Origin of the sequence: Pseudoalteromonas rubra, from assembly GCF_005887095.1 — a bacterium.
Classification (GTDB): Bacteria; Pseudomonadota; Gammaproteobacteria; order Enterobacterales; family Alteromonadaceae; genus Pseudoalteromonas; species Pseudoalteromonas rubra_E.
The window spans coordinates 18,317-40,161 of the sequence record NZ_PNCI01000012.1; the positions used below are offsets into that span (position 1 = coordinate 18,317).

Annotated in this window: 3 protein-coding genes; 1 reads left to right on the forward strand and 2 read right to left on the reverse strand. The window is 54.3% G+C overall.

Annotated features, from left to right (window positions below; genetic code table 11):
* Positions 1-198 precede the first annotated feature (198 nt).
* Entirely contained in the window at positions 199-1,431 is a 1,233-nt protein-coding gene (locus CWB99_RS05870; RefSeq protein WP_138552617.1) for a lysine N(6)-hydroxylase/L-ornithine N(5)-oxygenase family protein, read from the forward strand.
* Between the two features lie 46 nt (positions 1,432-1,477).
* Here CWB99_RS05870 and CWB99_RS05875 read toward each other — a convergent pair whose 3' ends face one another.
* The gene (locus CWB99_RS05875; RefSeq protein WP_138552618.1) at positions 1,478-2,122 is read right to left on the reverse strand and encodes a lamin tail domain-containing protein; all 645 of its coding nucleotides are present in this window, start codon (positions 2,120-2,122) and stop codon (positions 1,478-1,480) included.
* A 163-nt stretch (positions 2,123-2,285) separates the two neighbouring features.
* Positions 2,286-21,701 (reverse strand): non-ribosomal peptide synthase/polyketide synthase, encoded by a 19,416-nt coding sequence (locus CWB99_RS05880; RefSeq protein WP_138552619.1) that lies wholly within the window; start codon positions 21,699-21,701, stop codon positions 2,286-2,288.
* Between the last annotated feature and the right edge of the window lie 144 nt (positions 21,702-21,845).

Consider the following 21,845-nt stretch of genomic DNA (forward strand, 5'->3'; position numbering starts at 1 on the left):
CTAGACGAGTTATTGACAAAAAAATTCACATTTTATGAGAATTTATTGCGCTCGCGCATGGTAATTATTTTTCCCTTACTTTTTGCGCCGATTGCACCTGACGGCCCCTAAAGAAACCCGCACATCTTTCGTCTTTATGACAATCAATATTATTTCACGCACCCGTGCGTGCGATTTAAGGTAATCAAAGGCAGAAAAATGAAACTATATGACGTGATTGGGATCGGGTTTGGCCCGGCCAACCTGGCACTGGCTATCGCCCTGAAAGAGCAAAACAAACTGAGCGATCGAGTGTGTTTTATCGAGAAACAGCCGGACTTTTTGTGGCATGGTGGGATGCTGCTGGACAACACCGATATGCAGATCTCTTTCCTCAAAGATCTGGTTTCATTACGCAACCCGACCAGTCATTTCAGCTTCATTAATTATTTACATAATCAAAACCGCCTGGACAGTTTCATCAACCTGAAGACCTTCTATCCTTCTCGTCATGAGTTCAATGACTACCTGCGCTGGTCAGCCAGCCATTTCCGTGATCACTGTCACTTTGGCGAGCAGGTCAATGACGTTGAGCCAATTATTGTAGAAGGTAAAGTTGATCACCTCAAAGTCACCAGCCGGGATGCCGAGGGCAATCAAAGCGTACGCCTGACCAAAAACCTGGTTGTGAGCGTTGGCGGTTCGGCGAAAATCCCCGCCCCATTTGACGCACTGAAAGACAGCAATCATGTTTGGCACTCATCACAGTATTTGCACAACAAACATAAAGTCAAAGCGGGAGATCGCGTTGCGATTATCGGTGCGGGGCAAAGTGGTGCTGAGATTTTTGCAGATCTGGAAAACATGACGGAGCAACCACAGGTTGACTTAATCATGCGTGCCGGCGCGATGAAGCCTGCTGATTCAAGCCCATTTGTAAACGAGATCTTTGACCCTGCATTCACCGATGTGGTGTTCGACAAGTCGCCAGAGCAAAAAGACCGCTACTTTAACGAATTCAGAAGCACCAACTACTCTGTAGTCGATGAGCCATTGATTGATAGTATTTACGCCAGCCTGTATGACCAGAAACTCAAAGGAGGCGATCGCCTGGCCATTCGTCACCGTACCTCCGTCAATAGCGCAGCGATTGATACCGAAGGTAAGATCAATCTGGATCTGGAGGATGTGCAAAGCCGTGGAATGCAAAAGTACGACCATTTAATTCTGGCGACTGGCTACCAGTACCCCAGCCGCTCGCCGCTCCTTGAGCAATTGGCAGAATGGCTGAAGCCAGACATCAGTCGCTATTATCAAATTGAAACAGCCGACAACTTTATGCCAAAAGTGTTTACCCAGGGCGTCAATGAGCAAACCCATGGCATCAGTGACTCTTTACTGTCAGTGTTGGCAGTACGTTCAGCGGAGATCGTCGAAGCGCTCGACCTGTAATCAAATGTGCCGGGGAGGACATTCAGTCGCTCCCCAGCCCCACCGCTCAGAAAGAATAGCAGGATACTTCACGCCCGGCGTCATCCAGCAGCTGACAACTTTCATTGCTGGTACGCCAAAGCGCTCGCGGGCTGCTGAAGCTGTAGCCGCCGGTCTGCGGATCTATGTAGTTGGAATAGACCCGAGCAGGTGCCTGAGGCGCCAGCTGGGCCCCCTCCGGGAAAATAAATTGCGCATCCCCCTTTACGGCGCGAATTTGCCAGCCACTGATGTCCACACGGCAATCTGACATATTAAATAGCTCAACATATTCATCACTGAAATCTCTGCCCCCCTGACTGTCGCTGTGCACATCGCTGATGATCACAAGGTTGTGGGCTGACTGGCCATATACAAACTGATAACGCAGCTCACGATGTGCATCAAACAACAACACCCTGTCACCCCGACGGTTTAAAGCATTGGCCGCGTTAAAGCTAAGTTCGCCTCCCCTGTCAATGTAGACACTGAGCTCCTCCCCCGGCCGCAAGATTGTATCTGGGCCAAATGTAAACGTCTGAGCTGATGATGCTATCTCTAAACACCACCCATTGAGGTCACAAATATGCTCCCCCTTGTTGCATAACTCAATATGCTGCGCGACTTTGTCTCGGTCTACGTTAACGATTTCAATCGCCTGCGTATGATCCATTGTTAATTACCTCTATTTTGTACACCTAAGATCTCTATTTAAACGCAGGCAGGGGGCTTTTTCTATCACACTTGATTACACCAGCCTGTGCGCACCCAGTCGATCTGCTGACACAAAAAAGCCGTGCATTCGCACGGCTTTTTTACCTTCGACTCTGACGCGCTTAATCAGTGCACAGCAAACTGTCGTAAACGGAGGTGAGTACCTCTTCGGCAGCAATGATCTGGCGATGATCATAATCCAGATGCGTCACATCAAACTCAGCGTCCAGCTCCGCAAGATAGGCATCCATCGCAGCCTGATCTGCCTGATTTGACCACCAGGCATGCGCTTTTGCCGAGGCTTCCTGAGCATACTGCTGAGGCGCCCTGGCCAGGCGCTGCAGTTCATAACCCGCCGCCAGTAAGGCCGTTAATTCCGCTTCAGGCAACTGACTGAGCGTGTGCTCAAAGAGATCAGCAAATTGCGCCTGATGCGTGATCAGCCACTGAGCCAGTGTGGCTGGGTCCCGGACAGTATCATCCAGCCCCTGCTGCAATTGCGTCACCAGAGCGTGATGCAATGCACTGTCAGGTGCCAGACTGTAGCCGCCGATCCATGACAGCGCCCAGCTACGCCAGTCCAGACTGCTTTGCGCCGCTTCACCGTGAGGGTTCCAGCTGTCAACCAGATACAGGTGACTCACCGTTCTGCCTCGCGCAGTCAGTGCATTGGCAACCAGTGCCGCCAACGCGCCACCCAAAGACCAGCCCAGCAGTTTGATGGTGCCATTCGGCTGAGCCTCATCCAGTGCCTTCGCATAATGCTGCGCCAAATCGGTCAGCGTACTGAACTGGGCCAGCTGTTTTGCAGCCGCCACACCGATACAATTAACCTTACCCGCCAGCTTCTCAGCCAGCGGACGATATGCCACCGTCAAGCCACTGCCTTCATGCAGACAGAAGAGATTATCCGCACCTGCCACGGCATCATTGAGCGGATGCAGGATAAGCTCGCTCTGGTGCGTCATCTCAGCCACCAGGCTCGCCAGATCCGGGGCTTGCCACAACTGTCTGACAGCCAGCGGCAGGGCATTATGTTGCTGCCACAGACTGATCACTTTCAGACCATTGATAGAGTCTCCACCCAGCGCAAAGAAGTTGTCCAGACGGCCAACCTGCTCTACACCCAGCACGGTTTGCCAGATAGCGGCCATCGCCTGTTCAACTTCCCCCTGGGGTGCCACAAAACTGGCATCACTTTGTAACTGTGCCTTTGGCAGGGCTTTACGGTCAATTTTACCATTGCTGTTTACTGGCAGATCCGTCAACGCCATGATCACCGCTGGGACCATATAATCAGGCAGGTTCGCCGCCAGGTTGGCTTTCAGCTCGACCTCGTCTGGTACACTCCCATCGTGACCACTCACATAAGCCACCAGGCGTTTACCAGCTGGCGTATCATCAGCAACAACCACCGCCTGGCGCACAGTATTGTGCTTGCGCAACAGGGTTTCAATTTCCCCTAATTCAATACGGAAGCCACGGATCTTCACCTGATGGTCGGTCCGGCCCAGGTATTCCATCAGCCCCTGCTCGTTCCAGCGCACCAGGTCACCGGTGCGATACAAGCGGCTGCCATCATCGGCAAATGGGTTCGCCACAAAGCGCTCCGCCGTCAGGTCCGGACGGTTCAGATAACCCCGTGCCAGACCGATTTCTTCGGCCATATACAGCTCACCTATCTGTCCCGGTAACACCCGCTTTAACTGACTGTCCAGCACCCAGGCCTGACGCTGTCCCAGCACTTCACCTATGGGCGCGTACACCGCATCAAACGAGCTGCCCGGCATCGCCTTCCAGGTCAAAGGCGTCACAACCGTCTCGGTCGGACCATATCCATTGATGAAGAAGTCCGGCTTCAGTACTCGCTGCGCCAGTTCAAACGAGGCCTGTGGCATGGCATCCCCGCCAAAACAGTACACTCGCACTGGCGGTGGGTTACCCACCTGCTCAACATAGGCAGACAACTCGCGCAGGAATACGGGCGGGAACACCACGGTCGTAACCCCTTGCTGATGCAGATTCTGATAGGTTTGCTGTAAATCCCACTGCTGCTCTGGACGTATCACCACAGTGCCGCCATGGGTTACCGCAGACAACCAGCGTTCGTGGGCGCCGTCGAAACAGAAGGACATAAAGATCAATTCGCGATCTGCCGAGGTCAACTCGTAGCGGCGACCAATGCCGCGACAGTGTGCGGCGATTGAACCCCGACTCACTAACACGCCTTTTGGATTGCCCGTTGAGCCTGAGGTGTAGATCACATAGGCTCCCTGAGCCGGATACACCTGTGGCTGCTGCCATTGCTGTGTCAACGGAATATCTGCCATCCGATGCAAGCGGGCCTCCCCGGCAATCTCATTAAGACTATGATCGCTGACCAGGATGTGCTGCATCTGACTGTCGTTGATCATGTATGCCAGACGCTCTTTTGGATAACTCAGGTCCATAGGCACATAGACCGCGCCGGCCTTAAGTACCGCAAGGAAAGCCAAGGGTAAGTCGATGCCACGGGTCAGTGCCACCCCAACCCGCTGCTCTGGACCCACCCCCTGCTCACGCAGATAATAGGCCAGCTGGTTAGACTTTTCGTACAGTTCTTTATAGCTGTAACTGTTGCCCTCACAGGTCAGGGCTTCAGCATCGGGTGTTTGCTCGGCCAGCTGGTTTAACGTCGACACCACATCCTGATACTGGGTTGCAGCCAATTGTGGCGGCTTACCCGTCAGTAAGTAAATCGGCTCAACAGCACCACTGTGCAACGGCGTGATTGCCTCACCAAAGCCCTGCTGTTGCAGTGTTTGCTGAATATCCAGTGGCATGATATCCAGCTCTGACAGGTTCAATGCTGGCTGAGTTACAAAGGCACTGAGGATCTGCTGTAAGCCCGCCATCAAAGTTGCGATCCGCTGCTCACTGAACAGCTCCTGTGCATAGTCCAGCTTCAAGGTCAGTTCACCGCTAAAGCTCTCGCTGGTATTGAGTACCAGATCGAACTGTGCCTTGGTCTTAGGCAATTCACTGGGTGCTATGCTCAGTTCCGGCAGATTGACCAGCTCATTGTCATCCTGACGCTGGTGACTCATGACCACCTGAAACAGCGGCTGCTGTCCGACGGTACGCTCCAGCGACAAGCTGTCCACCAGCTTTTCAAACGGTAAATCCTGGTTGGCCTGAGCCTCCTGCAAACGGGTTGCAACTTGTGCCACCACCTGTTGTAAGCTCAGCTCACCACTGAGTGTCGATTGCAGGACCTGAGTATTGGCAAAGAAGCCCACAATATCCTGGCTATGGCTGTGTTGACGATTAGAAATCGGCATGCCAACCCGGATCAGAGACTGGCCACTGTAGTGATGTAACAGCACGTGCCATGCCGCCATCAGCACACCAAATAAGGTGCTGTTTTGCGCTTGGGCAAAGCGCTCCAGTGCCTGTTTCAATGCATCATCCACCACCACTTGCTGTGCGGCGCCATTGTTTTCATACAGATCACTGCTGCGATCCGTTGGCAGGGTCAGATGGGGATGTTCATCCCCTAACAGCGCCTGCCAGTAAGCAAGCTGACGTTGCTCTTCCCCACCGGCCAGCCAGTTGCGCTGCCACAATGCGTAATCACGGTACTCTGGCTGGGCTGCGTCAATGTGCAAAGTGTCACCTGTGACTGCGCTCTGATATGCCGTAACAAAATCACGCACAATTAGCTTCATTGACCAGCCATCCGACACAATGTGGTGCATCACAACGACCAGCTCGTGTCGGGTGTCATGATGTGCAATCACACCAACCCGCAACAAGGGGTCACGGATCAGATCAAACGGTGTATTAACCAGTTTCGCCTTAAACGCCTGCTGCTCATGTGCACTGGTCGCTGTGCTGCGGGCAATCTCGCAGTCACAGTTATCATCCACGTACTGACTGATCTTACCGTCAGCATGCTCAACAAAGCGGGTTCTGAGAACACTGTGTTTACGCATCACAAAATCAAATGCCTGCTGAAGCGCATCCCAATTCAGAACACCATTGAGGTTAAGGCCGCCTGCGATGTGATAAGCATCGCTTTGCGGCGCCAGTTTCCACAGGAACCACTGACGTGCCTGTGCATAGGATAACCCCTGGAAAGCCTGCTCAGGGGCGCTGCGCACAAGTTCAGGTATGCTGCTCTGCGCTGATCCGACCCGTTGCGCCAGACTGTGCAGCTCAGGAGCCGCAAAAATATCGGCCAGAGATAAGTTCATACCGCGCGATTGCGCCTGAGAGATCAGCTTCATGCTGCTGATTGAATCTCCGCCCAGCGCGAAGAAGTTATCCAATCGGCTAACCTGCTCAATGCCTAACAGCGTTTGCCAGATAGACGCCATCGTCTGCTCGACCTCACCTTGTGGCGCTTCGTAGCTAACCAGACTTTGCTGCTCTACCTTGGGCAGGGCCTTACGGTCAATTTTACCATTGCTGTTCACTGGCAGGTCGGCCAGCACCATGATCACCGCCGGCACCATGTAGTCAGGCAATACTGAGGCCAGCTCAGCCTGCAATTCGCCACTGTCCACTGTCACCGCCTCATGGCCACTGACATAGGCAACCAGTCGTTTGCCCGATGGGCCTTCGTCTGCGACCACCACAGCCTCGCGTACACCTTCAAGTGCGTACAACGCCGCTTCAATCTCACCCAGTTCAATACGGAAACCACGGATTTTCACCTGATGGTCGGTACGGCCCAGATACTCCAGCTGACCCGCACTGTTCCAGCATACTAGGTCGCCACTGCGATACATGCGGCTGCCATCCGCCACAAAGGGGTCTGCCACAAAGCGCTCAGCACTGAGATCGGCGCGATTCACATAGCCACGAGCCAACCCGACACCGGCAATGTACAGTTCACCGGCAACCCCCGGCGGACACAAGTTCAACGCTCTGTCGAGCACATAGAGACGGATCCCCGCAATGGGCGCCCCAATTGGCACAGGTAACGCCGCATCGCCATGACAGGTAAAGTGACTGACATCAACCGCCGCTTCCGTTGGACCATAAAGGTTATACAATCTGGCTTCTGGCAGTTTACTCAATGCCTGTGCCTGGACTTCACTGGGCAGAGCTTCACCACTGCACAGAATGCGACGAATACTGGTCGCCGTGTGGACCTGTTCATGGCTAATAAACGCCTGCAACATAGACGGCACAAAGTGCAGGGTCGTCACGCCAAAGGTGTTAATGGTTTCGAGCAGCTGAGTACTGTCTTTGTGTGCACCCGGTTGCGCTATCACTAACTCAGCCCCATACATCAGCGGCCAGAAGAACTCCCACACCGACACATCAAACCCAAACGGCGTCTTTTGCAACACTTTGTCATCGGCCCCAATCGGATACGCCGACTGCTGCCAGGCAATACGGTTGTATATCGCGCTGTGCTGATTGCCAACCCCTTTCGGTTTACCAGTTGAGCCCGAGGTATAAATCACGTAGGCCAGCTGGGTCGGGGCAATGTGGTGTTGTGGCAGCTGCTGTGGGTAATCCTCTAACGGCACACTGCGATAAGGCACACACTGTGCAAGCTGGGACAAGCTCGCCAGTCGCTCTAACGAATCATCCCCGATAAACAGCGACAAGTCGCTGTGCTCGGCAATATAGGCAATGCGTTCTAGCGGCAGTGACGGCTCCAGCGGCACATAGGCTGCACCCGCTTTAACCACCGCCAGAATGCTGACAACCATCTCCAGACTGCGTTCAAAGACCAGTGCAACTTTGTCTTCTGCACCGATCCCACGGGCATTTAGATAGTGGGCCAGCTGATTCGAGGCACGTTCAAGCTCACCATAGGTCATACTCTGCTGGCCAAATCGCAGCGCCACAGCATCACTGGTGCGGGCACTCTGTTCGCTGATCAGAGTCGTGATCGGACGCTGATATGCATGCGCTGGCGTGCCTGTGCCCATCTCTAATAAGGTGCTGAGCTGTTGCTCATCCTGCAATGGCAGTAAAGATGCAAGCTGACACTGACCGCCCTGTGTCATCGCCAGCAGCAAGTCTTTAAACTGAGTGGCCAGCGCACGGACATCGGCTTCAGCCAAAACACTGCCCTGATAATTGAAGCGCAGACGCAACGTCTCTTCTTGTATAAATAACACCGTCAGCGGGAAGTTCGTTTCATCACGATCTTCGAGGATCTCAAAATGCGTCTGGCGCTCACCTTCTTGCATCAGTGCCTGATCGATAGGATAGTTTTCAAATACCAGTAAGGTATCAAACAGGCCATCACGACTAAGCTCCAGCGATTGTGCCGCCAGTTTTTGGATTTCATACAGAGGCGTAAATTCGTGCTCACGCACTGCCAGTGCCGTACTTTGTTGCGCCTGCAACCAGTGCGTCAGTGACTGGGCCGGATCTACGCTCGCCACCATAGGGACGGTATTGATAAACATACCCTGGATAGCCTCGTGACCTGGCAGGTCGTTCGGGCGACCCGCAGTCGTCGCACCAAAGCACACGGTATCTCTGTCAAGATAACGGCTTAGCAACACCGCCCAGGCGCCCTGCACCAGGGTATTCTGGGTGATCCTGTGCTGCTGACAGAAAGCAGTCAGCTGCGCATACTCGCGCTCACTGAGCAGTACATCCAGACCACCGAATTGTCCGCTCGGTGGCTGAGCAAAGGCGCGACTCAGGTAGCTTGGCTCCTCCAGCTCAGCCAGCTGCCCCTGCCAGAATGCCAGATTCTGTGCTTCGTCCTGCGCTGTAAGATACGCAATATAGTCACCATACTGGCCACGTACCGGAGCAAGTGACTGGCCTTCATATGCCGTCAACACCTCGCCCATCATCGCAGAGCGACTCCAGCCGTCGGTCAGAATGTGATGCATGGTCCAGATCAGCGCATGTTGCTGCTCGCCCAGCGTGATCAGAATAACGCGGTTTAATCCAGGCTCGGTGGTCAGGTCGAAACCGCGACGAGATTCATGATGTGCCAGCTCACGTAATCGTGTTTGCTGCTGCTCTGGCGTCAGCGTTTGCCAGTCCAGCTCCTGCCAGTCCAGTACAGCATCGCGATTCACATACTGCAAGGACAGGCCGTCCTGAGTAATAAACCCGGTACGCAGCGCATCGTGACGCTGCACCACCTGTGTCCAGGCATCTTTAAATCGCGCACTGTCCAGGCGGGTGATCATAAAGCAGCTCTGGCTGATGTAGGCTTCGCTTTGCTCAAACAGGCTGTGGAACAACATGCCTTCTTGCATCGGTGACAATGGATAAATGGTACTGATCTGATCCAGCGGCAGCGACAGGGCGTCGATTTGCGCCTGAGACAAATCGGCCAGCGGCAGATCAGAGGGAGTAAAGGTGGCCGGAGCCTGCTCACAGTGAGCAATCAACTCAGCCAGTGCATCCGCAAAATGTGCAGCCAATGCAGCCACGCTCTGACGCGCCAGTCTCTCTTTGCCATAACGAATACTCAACTGTAACTGACCCGAGATAACCTGGCCGGTGATCGTCAGTTCACTGTCCATAGCAAACTGCGGATCCAATGCCGTGCCTGTGTGTTCGTCCGCCGGGCGCCAGTTTTGTGTATCAGCTGTGCTGTTATCCAGCTGACCCAGATAGTTAAATTCAATGGCAGCGCCACCCTGAGCGGCCAGCTCAGCCTGCTGGGCATCACTGCCATAATAGCGGAATGCCCCATACCCAATCCCTTTATTGGGTATGTCGCGCAGCTGTTCTTTGTTGAACTTGATGGTCTGAGCAAGTTGCTCATGGCGCGTCAGTACCACTGGGAAAAGGCTAGTGAACCAGCCAACCGTGCGGCTCAGGTCAACCGTGTCTGTCCAGGCCTCCCGGCCATGTCCTTCCAGGTTAATCTTATGGCTCGCCTGTCCGGTCCAGCGGTACAGTGCATCACTCAGGGCACTGAGCAATAGGTCGTTGACCTGAGTGCGGTAAGCCTGACCTGCACGCGTCAGCAAGGCCTCGGTTTGAATCGCATCCAGCGTCACCTCGGCCACCTCTGAGTCTCGATAGTAGCGGCTGCCTGTATCGTTTAGCTCAGGCAAGACACTGTTGACTCCGGCCATACTCTGCCAGTAGGTAAATTCGTTTTCATGCTGCGCCGGGTATTGCTGAATTTGTTGTGCCCAAAACTGATAGCTGTGGCTCTTAGTGCCCAGCTCAGCATCAGGCTGTTGCCACAACCGCGTTAAATCTTCCAACAAAATCCGCCATGATACGCCATCGACCGCGAGGTGGTGCACCACCAGTAATAATCGTGCACTGCCGTCTTCCACCGTCATATGTACGGCGCGTAACAATGGACCTTCGCTCAGGCTCAGGCTTTGCTGAGCCTGCTCCGCCAGCGCTGTGATTTGCGTGGAATGAGTATCCCGATACCAGATGCTTTGCCCGGCCATGTGTGCGTCAAACGCCGCATAGGCCTGCTGCCACTGTCCCGTCTCATTTTGCAGATAACGCAGTCGCAATGCATCATGGCGCTCGAGTAGGGCAGAAATAAGTTGCGTCAACAGCTGCGCCGCCATTGGCTCAGCCAGGTGCAGCATGACCGCCTGGTTCCAGTGAGTGCGATTGACCATGTCTCGCTCGAAGAAGGCGTGCTGTATTGGCAGCAAACTCACCGCGCCAGTCACCTCTTGTTGCGGTATGGCATCTTCGCTTAACGGGGTCATCAGAGGGGCCAGATTGGCAACCGTTTGGTGTTCAAAGATCTGCTTGGCACTCAGAACAAACCCTGCCTGACGCAGTTTAGCGATGATCTGCAGGCTCAGGATCGAGTCGCCGCCGAGTGTAAAGAAGTTATCGTCCCTGCCCACCTGCTCAAGTCGCAGTAACTGCTGCCATATCTCAGCAAGCAGCATTTCCTGCGCCCCTTGTGGTGCCTGATAGACTTTATCAGCCTCAGCCTGTGGCGCAGGCAGTGCTTTGCGGTCGACCTTGCCATTATGGGTCAATGGCATCTGTGGCAGTACCATGATGAGGCTGGGTACCATGTAATCCGGCAGCTGAGCCGCCAGTGATGCGCTCACTTGCTGACTGTCCAGTTCAGTGCCCGCAGCCGCGCTGACATACGCGACCAGGCGGGTTGAGCCAGTTCCCTGGTCTGCCACGACCACGGCATGCTCTACCTCAGGGAAGGCCAGTAGTTTTGCTTCAATTTCACCGGCTTCAACCCGATAACCGCGGATTTTAAGCTGCTGATCACAACGCCCGACATATTCCAGCTGACCCTGCTGATCCCAGCGTACCAGATCTCCTGTGCGGTACAGGCGACTGCCATCGTTGTCGAACGGGTTCGCCACAAAGCGCTCAGCCGTGAGTCCAGGCTGCTCCAGATAGCCCCGCGCCATTTCAGCACCGCTGATATAAAGCTCACCCGTCATGCCATACGGCAGTAATTGCAGGCTTTCATCAAGAATATAAACTGCGCGACCACCGATTGGCTGACCAATGGGCACATAGTTACTGCCAAGTGCAGCACCTTGTTGCTGAGTCCAGGCCAGCGGTGTGATCACCGTCTCCGATGGACCATAGGCATTGATAAAGCGAGTGTCTGGCGCGTGCGCTAAGAGACTGGCACAGTGCTGTGCAGACCAGGCTTCCCCGCCGACAATAAATAAGCGAAGCGGTGCAGGCAGAGACTTAAATTGCTGCAAATAAGCCGGTGTAAAGCCCATAACGGAAAGTTGCTTGTCCCTTGCAAACTGCTCAAGTTCAGGCTGAGAGAGCAGCTTGAACTCATCCAGCACCACACATGCCCCAGCCAGCAACGGCCCCCATAACTGCTCAATTGAGGCATCGAAGCCAAAGGAAACAGATATCGCACAGCGGTCCTGTGCCTGATATTGATAAAGCGACTGTACGGCGTTGCAGTGGCCCTGCAAGGCCTGATGACTAACGGCCACTCCCTTAGGAGTCCCGGTGGAGCCAGACGTATAAATCACATAAGCCAGTTGTTGAGGGTGGATAAGCGGCTCAGCTCGCTTGAGACCCTCATTGGCACACAACTCAGGGCGATACTGGATCAGCGTTTGCGCTTCGCTCTGATAGTCAGTATTCACAGTGACCACCCACTGACACTGCGCTGTAATAGTCGCGACACGCGCAGCAGGTAGCTCGGCATCAACGGGCACATAACAGGCGCCGCTTTGCAAAATAGCCAGGAAACTCACCACGGTATCAATGTCACGTCTGAATACCACCGCAACTTTGTCTTCGCTGCGAACGCCCTGCTCGATGAGGTAGTGCGCGAATTGCTGAGCACGTGCCTCCAGCTGTGCATAGCTCAGCGTTTGGTCAGCCAGGCTCAGCGCCACGGCATCCGGCGTTAATGTCGCCTGGCGACGCAGTTGGGCAACCAGATTGTCAGCTTGATCGGCACCGGCCAGATAAGGAGTATGCTCAGGCAGCAACCTTTGTTGCTCAGAGTGGGGCAGCACATTGAGAGTGCCGACAGGCTGAGTCAGATCGTGCTGCATCTCAGTCAGGATTGTTGTCAGGCCATAGAACAATGCCTCAGCACGCTGAGCGCTGAATTTCGCACTGACATAGTCCAGTGACAAGGTCAGTGAGCCGTCTTCGCGCTCCAAAGAGTTCAATACCAGATCAAACTGCGCAACCTGGGTATCAGCCTGGCCCTCCTGAGCTTGCAGACCCCCGAACTCAGTCAGGGCGTTTTCTTCCACGCGTTGGTGGTTATACAACACCTGGAACAACGGGGACGCTGCCAGGTTGCGTTCCAGATCCAGGCTATCCAGCAGCTTTTCGAACGGCAGATCCTGGTTGGCCTGAGCACCACGCAGCACCTGATTTATGCGAAGCAAGACACGCTCCAGTGAATCACAGCCTTGGATCTGACTGTTGATCACCTGAGTATTAACAAAGAAACCGACCATGGCCTGAGTGCCGCTATGATGACGGTTGGCCACCGGCATGCCTACCCGGATCTCGCGCTGGCCACTGTACTTGTGTAATAAGATCTGCCATGCGCTCATAAGCAGGCTAAACACTGTGACACCTTGTGTCGCTGCCAACGCCTGCAATGTTTTGGTCTGCTCCTGGCTCAATTCATGAGTGAGGGTGTCGCTGTGACGCTGAGTGTCATCCCCCTCCAGATCGCTGGGCAGAGCAAGCGTGGGATGCTCATCCCCCAACTGCGCCTGCCAGTAGGCCAGCTGTTGCTGCTCAGCACCATCGGCGAGGTAATCACGCTGCCACTTAGCAAAATCACTATATCTTAAGGCGTCTGCTGCCACATCCAGTGCTTCACCGTTGCGGGCCGCTTCATACCCGCGCACAAAGTCCGCAACAATCAGTTTCAATGACCATCCATCAGAGACAATATGATGCATGACCACCACCAGCTCATGCTGCTGTGGGGCATCACAGATCACACCGACCCGGACCAGCGGTCCCCGGGTTAAATCAAATGGCGTGGTGATCAGTGTCTGTTTAAAGTCACTGCGTTGTGCCTGTGTCGCACCAAGCTCCAGGTAAGCGATCTGACAAGGGCTGGCTTGCAGCGTCTGTGTCGAGACAGTGCCTTGCTGATCTTCAACAAATACCGTGCGCAGCGCAGCATGCTTGTTCACCAGGTGATCAAAAGCCGACTGCAATGCACTGCGGTCCAGCTCGCCGGTTAAGTGCAATGCGCTGGGTAAGTGATAAGCGATGCTCTGCGGGTCAAGCTTCCACAAGAACCATTGGCGCTCCTGCGCATAAGACAGGCCACGATATTCATTTTCCTGACGCGGGATCTCTGCTATCGCACTGCCCGCATTGAGGCTGGCAACCAACGCCTGAAGTGTCTCGGCACCAAAGAGCGTCTGAATGTCGAGGGCAATCTCTTTGTGTTTGGCTTGCGCAATCACACGCAGGCTGCTGATAGAGTCGCCTCCCAGTGCGAAGAAATTGTCCAAACGACCAACCCGCTCAACACCCAGCACATCCTGCCAGATGGCAGCCATCGTTTGCTCAATGGCGCCCTCTGGCGCCACATAGCTGACTTCGCTTTGCAGATCCGCTTTAGGTAAGGCTTTGCGATCTATTTTGCCATTGCTGTTCACCGGCAAGTCCGGCAATGCCATGAGCACTGCAGGTACCATATAATCCGGTAAGTTCGCCGCCAGCATGGCCTTTAACTCTGCGTCGTTGGGCAGTGCACCATCATGTCCGCTGACATACGCCACCAGGCGTTTTCCTGCAGGCGTATCGTCGGCAACAACCACCGCCTGACGCACTGTGTCTTGTTTACGCAATAAGGTTTCAATTTCACCCAGTTCGATGCGGAAACCACGGATCTTAACCTGGTGGTCAGTCCGGCCCAGATATTCCATCAGGCCTTGTTCATTCCAGCGCACCAAATCTCCCGTGCGATACAAGCGGCTGCCATCATTGGCAAACGGGTTGGCCACAAAGCGCTCGGCAGTGAGATCGGGACGGTTCAGGTAGCCCCGTGCAAGACCAATCTCCTGTGCCATATATAGCTCACCGATCTGTCCTGGTAACACCAGGTTGAGTTGGCTATCCAGCACCCAGGCCTGTCGCTGCCCCAGCACTTCACCAATGGGCGCGTACACCGCCTCAAATGAACTGCCAGGCATGGCCTTCCAGGTCAGAGGCGTCACAACCGTCTCGGTCGGACCATATCCATTGATGAAGAAGTCCGGCTTCAGTACTCGCTGCGCCAGTTCAAAGGATGCCTGTGGCATCGCATCCCCGCCAAAACAGTAAACCCGCACCGGCGGTGGGTTACCCACCTGCTCCACATATGCCGACAGTTCACGCAAAAATACCGGTGGAAATACCACTGTGGTTACGCCTTGCTGATGCAGGTTTTGATAGGTTTCCTGCAGATCCCATTGACGCTCAGGACGGATCACCACAGTGCCGCCATGGGTTACTGCTGACAGCCAGCGCTCATGGGCACCATCGAAACAAAAAGACATGAAGATCATTTCGCGATCCGCGGCGCTCAGCTCATACCGACGCCCAATACCCCGACAGTGCGCTGCAATTGAGCCACGGCTGACCAGTACGCCTTTGGGGTTACCTGTCGAACCCGAAGTATAAATGACATACGCGCCCTGCATTGGATATACCTGAGGCTGCTGCCACTGCTCGGTCAGTACAATATCCGCCAGACAATGCAAAGTTGCCTCACCGGCAATCTCATCCAGGCTGTTATCACTGACCAGAATATGCGCCATCTGACTGTCGTTGATCATATATGCCAGACGTTCCTGCGGGTAGCTCAAGTCCATTGGCACATAAACCGCACCAGCCTTAAGTACCGCGAGGAAAGCCAGTGGCAGATCGATCCCCCGTTGCAGCGCTACTCCGACACGTTGCTCGGGCACAACTCCTTGCTCACGCAGGTAGAAGGCCAGCTGATTTGATTTCTCGAACAACTCTTTGAATGTATAGCTGTGACCCTCACATGTCAGGGCCTGTGCATCCGGTGTCTGCTCGGCCAACTGGTTCAGCGTCGACACCACATCCTGATATTGCGTGGCCGCCAACTGCGGCAGTTGACCTCCCGGGATATAGATGGGCTCCACAGCACCCGAGTGCAGTGGCGTGATGGATTCACCAAAGCCCAGCTTTTGCAGTGTCCGCTGCTGTGATTCATTGATCAGCGTAAGTGCCGACAAACGGCTTTGCGGTGACGCTATGATATTCAGCAGCAGACGTCTGAATTGCTCTGCCAGTGCCTGTACATCGGCGCCGGCAAGCTCACTGCCCTGATAACTGAAATGTAACCGCAGCGTCTCTTCCTGAATAAAGCTCACCGTGAGCGGGAAGTTGGTTTCTTCTTTGGCCTCACCGACAGTAAATTTGGTCTGTTGTTCAGCACGGGTTTCAAGTGCTTCCGCAAGCGGGTAGTTTTCAAACACCAGCAGGGTATCGAACAAGCCATGCTTGTCCATTGCCAGATGTGTCGCCTGTTTTTGAATATCGTATAAAGGCGTAAATTCGTGTTCCCGACCGGCCAGGTTGGCCGATTGCAGCGCCTGCAGCCAGTGACTCAAAGACAGCTCAGGGCGCACTTCAACCATGACCGGCATAGTGTTGATGAACATCCCCTGGATCCGCTCTGCCCCTGCCAAATCGCTCGGACGCCCTGATGTTGTGGCACCAAAGCACACCGCCTGACGACCAAGATGGCGACTCAGCAAGAGTGCCCACACTCCCTGCATCAGAGTGTTTGGCGTCAGGTGCTGGGCTTTGACAAACTCGCCCAGCGCCGCATCTTCGTGCTCCGTTAGCAGTAAGTCGAACGCGCTGTAGCTGCCCTGCGAGGGCGTGGTAAAGGCCGAACTCAGATAGCACGGCTCCAACAATAAATCGGTTTGCGCCTGCCAGTAAGCCAGATTAGCGGACTGATCTTGTTGTGCCAGATAGGCGATATAGTCACGATATTGGGCCTCTGCCGGAGGCAAAGTGTGACCCTCGTACAGGCGCAACACTTCTCCCATCAGCGCCGAGCAGCTCCAGCCATCGGTCAGAATATGATGTATGGTCCAGATAAAGGCATGCCGTTCAGGTGCCAGCTGTACTAACACAAAACGTTGTAAACCCGGCGTGCCATCGAGTTCAAAGCCCTGGCTACGCTGTTGCTGAGCCAGCTCATGCAGCTTCAGCTGTTGCTCATCGGCGCTCAGGTGCTGCCAGTCCAGTGTCTGCCATTGAGCAGTCAGGGTTTTCACAACAAACTGCAGTGGTTGTGGATCCAGACTTAAGAAGCCACTGCGCAGCACATCATGACGATCTATGACCGTCTGCCATGCGGATTTAAAGCGCGTAGCATCAAGCCCGGTGATGTCCAGACTGGTCTGGTTGATATAGGCTTCGCCCTGCTCGTAAAGACTGTGAAACAGCATGCCCTGCTGCATCGGCGACAGCGGATACAGGTCCTGCAGCTCAGCACCGTTAATCGCTAAGGTATCCAGTTGCGACTGACTCAGTGCGGCCAATGGCACATCACTGGGGGTGAGGCAGCCCGCTGCCTCTGTACAATGGCCGATCACAGCGACTAAGGCCGCCTCCAGATACCTGGCAAAGGCCGTCATTGTCACTTCGCTGAGTCGCTGTGCACCATAGCTAATCACCAGTTGCAGGCGGCCATCGCTCACCTGACCATTGATACTGATCTCACTGTGTGGCTCAAAGTCCGGGCTGAAAGCGGCACCGCTGTGCTCGTCGGCCAGACGCCAGGGGGCCTCTGACTGAGCCAGCGTATTGTCCAGCTGACCAAGATAATTAAACTCAATTTGTCCCAGAGGCTGAGCTGCCAGACAGGACTGGGTTTGCGCATCACCATAATATTTCAGTGCCCCATAGCCAATGCCCTTGTTTGGCACGGTTCTGAGCTGCTCTTTGTTATGTTTCAGGGTGTCGCTCAGGGTGTCATGTCGGGTCAGCTGAACCGGATACAAGCTGGTGAACCAGCCTACCGTGCGACTTAAATCTGTGTCCAGATCCCAGGGTTCACGGCCATGTCCTTCCAGGTTGATCAAACACTCAGCCTGTCCGCTCCATTGATACAAGGCTTCGCTCAGCGCGCTCAGTAATAGTTCATTGACCTGAGTCCGGTAGCTTTTGCCAGCGTCGTGCAGCAAGGTCTGAGTTTGCTGCGTATCAAGTGTGACCTGTACACTGGCACTGTGGGCAAGCTTACGGCTGCCCTCATGGTTGAGGTCAGGCAAAGTCAACTCGGGAGCCTGCTGCTGTTGCCAGTAGCTCAGTTCGTCACTGTGAGTGTGTGCATAACCACTGAGCTGTTGTGCCCAGTACTGATAGCTGTGGCTCTTGCTGGCAAGGGATGGACTAACTTGCTGTTGTAACTGGCCATAAACCCGCGCTAAGTCGTCGAGCAAAATACGCCATGACACGCCATCCACCACCAGGTGATGGATCACCAGCAGCAAGCGTGCACTGCCATCGTCCAGTGTCATATGCACCAGCCGGGTCACCCCAGCTTCAGCAATATTCAGGCTGCGCTGTGCTTCTTCGGCAAGCGCCGTTATTTGAGTCGCTTCAATACGACGCGACCAACAACTGGCCGCTGCCTGCGTGGCATCAAATTCCGTATAGTGCTGCTGCCACTGCTGCGACGCATCTTTGACAAAGCACAGACGCAATGCATCATGGTGTGCGATTAATGCAGACCAGGCTTGCTGGATCAGGGCATCGTCCAGCGGTGTGTCCAGTGTCAGTAACAGCGCCTGGTTATAATGGTTTTTATTGTCCAGCTTGGTGGTCAGGAACTGTTTTTGAATCGGTAACAGAGCCACCTCACCTTCCACCTGCTGTGCTATCGCCTCAGCCTGGCTCAGTTCGCTTAACTGAGGCGCCAAACGGGCAATACTATGCAGTTCAAAAATCTGTTTTGGTGTCACCACATAACCGTGTTCACGCAATCCGGTAACAATCTGCAGACTCAGGATCGAATCGCCACCGAGTTCGAAGAAATTATCCAGTCGGCCAATTTTCGGCTGGCCCAACACATGTTGCCAGACACTTGCCAGCGCCTCTTCACGCGCACCTTGTGGCGCTTCAAATGGCACCGATGAGGTATTACTTACCTTTGGCAGGGCTTTACGGTCAATTTTACCGTTACTGCTTAACGGCAGCGTATCCAGCACCGCTATCACCGCTGGCACCATATATTCAGGCAGGGCCTCAGCAAGTGTTGCTTTTAGCTGTTCGCTATCCAGAGTCTGCTCAGCGACGGCTGAAACATACGCAACCAGGCGTGTCGCAGCGCCACTGTCGTCGGCCACAACAACCGCTTCGCGTACCCCAGATGCTGCATACAACGCAGCTTCAATTTCACCTAACTCTATCCGGAAACCACGGATCTTAACCTGATGGTCTATACGACCGAGATAATCCAGCTGACCCTGAGCATTCCAGCTTACCAAATCACCACTGCGATACATGCGGCTACCATCCGCCGCAATGGGGTCGGCAACAAACCGCTCGGCACTCAAATCAGGGCGGCTCACATAACCGCGTGCCAGGCCTGCACCTGCGATATAGAGTTCTCCGGCAATGCCTTGCGGACAGAGGTTCAAAGCGCGATCCAACACATATAACCGGATCCCCGCAATAGGTGCACCAATTGGGACGGGCAGATCAGCACGACCATGGCAGGTGAAGTGACTGACATCCACAGCCGCTTCTGTCGGGCCATACAGATTGTAAATTGCAATGCCAGGTAACTTGCGCATTGCCTGCGCCTGTACTTCGCTGGGCAACGCCTCACCACTACATAAGATCTGTCGAATGCTGGTGGCCGTAGCAACGGCTTCATGACCTAAAAACGCCTGCAACATCGATGGTACAAAGTGCAGTGTTGTCACGCCAAAGTGATTGATCGTGTCGATCAGTTGCGCACTGTCTTTGTGTGCACCAGGTGGGGCCACTATCAGCTCAGCACCATACATCAGCGGCCAGAAGAATTCCCACACCGAAACATCAAACCCAAACGGGGTTTTTTGCAATACTTTGTCACCAGCATCAATGGGGTAAGCTGACTGTTGCCAGGCAATGCGGTTGTATATAGCACTGTGCTGGTTACCGACGCCCTTGGGCTTGCCGGTGGACCCTGACGTGTAAATCACATAAGCCAGTTGGGTTGCGGGGATCTCATGGGTCGGCAAGCTATGCGGATAGTGCTCAAGTGCCAGTGTCGAAAGCTCCACACGGGGGGCCAGATCTGCCAGGCTGTCCAATCGCGCCAGTGAGTGGTCACCCAAGAACAGGCTCAGACCACTGCTATTGGCGATGTAAGCTATGCGATCTGCCGGTAAAGAGGGCTCCAGTGGCACATAGGCTGCCCCCGCCTTCACCACCGCCAGAATACTGACCACCATCTCGATGCTGCGTTCGAACACCAGCGCCACCTTGTCTTCCGCGCCAATGCCTTGCGCGTTCAGATAATTCGCCAGTTGGTTTGTACGCTGCTCCAGCGCCCGATATGTGAGGCTGTGCGAAGCAAAACGCACTGCAATCGCATCTGGTGTGCTGGCACTTTGCTGGCTGATCAGGGTTGTAACGGGCTGTGAGTAGTCAAACACCTCAGCACCGGTCCCTGTGGTGATCAGGTCGGATACCTGTTGTGCACTTAGCAGAGGAATATTATTGACCTCAGCACTTGGGTCACTCAGGCAGCTATCCAACATCATCTGCAATTGCGCCAGGCAAGCCTGAGCAAACTCAGCATCGTAAAGCTCACGGGCATAGATAAGGTTTAGACTTGTTCCTTCACTGAGGTCTTCAATCACATCCAGCTGCAGGTCAAATGGCATACCGAAACGGTACATTTCGGTGTCCAGCAGAGAAACAGACTCCAGCTGGCTTAGGTTGCGCTTATCACGACGCAGGTAGTTAAACATCACCTGAAAGATAGGGTGAACGCCGCTTTGACGCGCCGGCTTAAGCGCATTCACCAGCTGCTCAAATGGCAGATCCTGGTTGTTCTGTGCCAGTCGGCTCATTGCCGTGTTTTTTTCTAATAACTGTACAAAACTGTCAGTATCTTCAAGCTGCAGCGGCATCACCTGAGTGTTAACGAAAAAGCCGACAAGGTTCTGAGTTTCGCTGCGATGACGATTGGCTATCGGCACGCCGACGCGAATATTCTGGCTGTCGCTGAGGCGCGCCAGCAGAGCCTGCCAGGCAGTTAACAAGACTAAATAGGGTGTGACCTGATACTGACTTGCAAGCGCGCCGATGCGCTGCCACAGCGCCGCTGGCAATGTCTGTGTCTGCGTTGCAACCTGATAATTGAGGTCGTGTCTGTGCTGATTCTTGGCCGGCAAACGTAAGGTCTCTTCGGGCTCTGTCAGCTGCTGCTGCCATACCGCCAGCTGGGTATCGTAGCGTGGCTGATGGTCCTGCTCATTGTCCCATTTCGCAAACTCCAGATAGCCCGACGCTGGCGAGGCAATGTCTTTGCCTGCATAGAGTGCAATAAACTCATCCAAAAGCTGCTGCATTGACGTGCCATCGGCGATGATATGATGCAAGGTCACGATCAGGCTGGTTCGCCCCTCGCAGCGGGCAATGGCGATACGCAACAAAGGCTCACTGCACAGCGCAAATGGTTGCTCAACGAAACGACGAATACTTGCCTGATCGCTATGCTCCCCCAGTTCAAGCTCATGAACTGGTAAAGACTGATACCCGCCATCGCACTGCCAGACCTGCTCTTGCTCCTCAACAAACTGGATCCGCAATCCAGAGTGTTTTACCAGCAAGGTCTCAAATGCCCGCCTGACCTGAGCGGTGTGTAATTCACCCTGAAAATGCAGTGCCCCGGCCAAGTTGTAGGAGACATCCTGAGGGTCCAGCTTCCAGGCATACCAGAGGATCTTCTGTGCGGGTGTCAGCGGTACTCGCTCACCTGCTGTCAACTCAACCTGGAGCTGACCGGCATTGCTCTGGGCCTGGTCAATACGTGCTTTTAAGCGTTGTTGGTCTTCGGTTGATAGGGAGGAGATAGCGCGATTTCTTCTGGTACGTCTTTGCTGTGACATTCTGGCTCCACTGCAGTCAGTTTGATTCTGATTTCAAAATATGACTGCTAGACGAATGAACACGGCAAAAATCCAGCTTAGCGGGTAAAAAATGTGACTTTGAGCAAGGTACCTGAGTGGGCTGTGCAGGGAGAGAAAAATGCC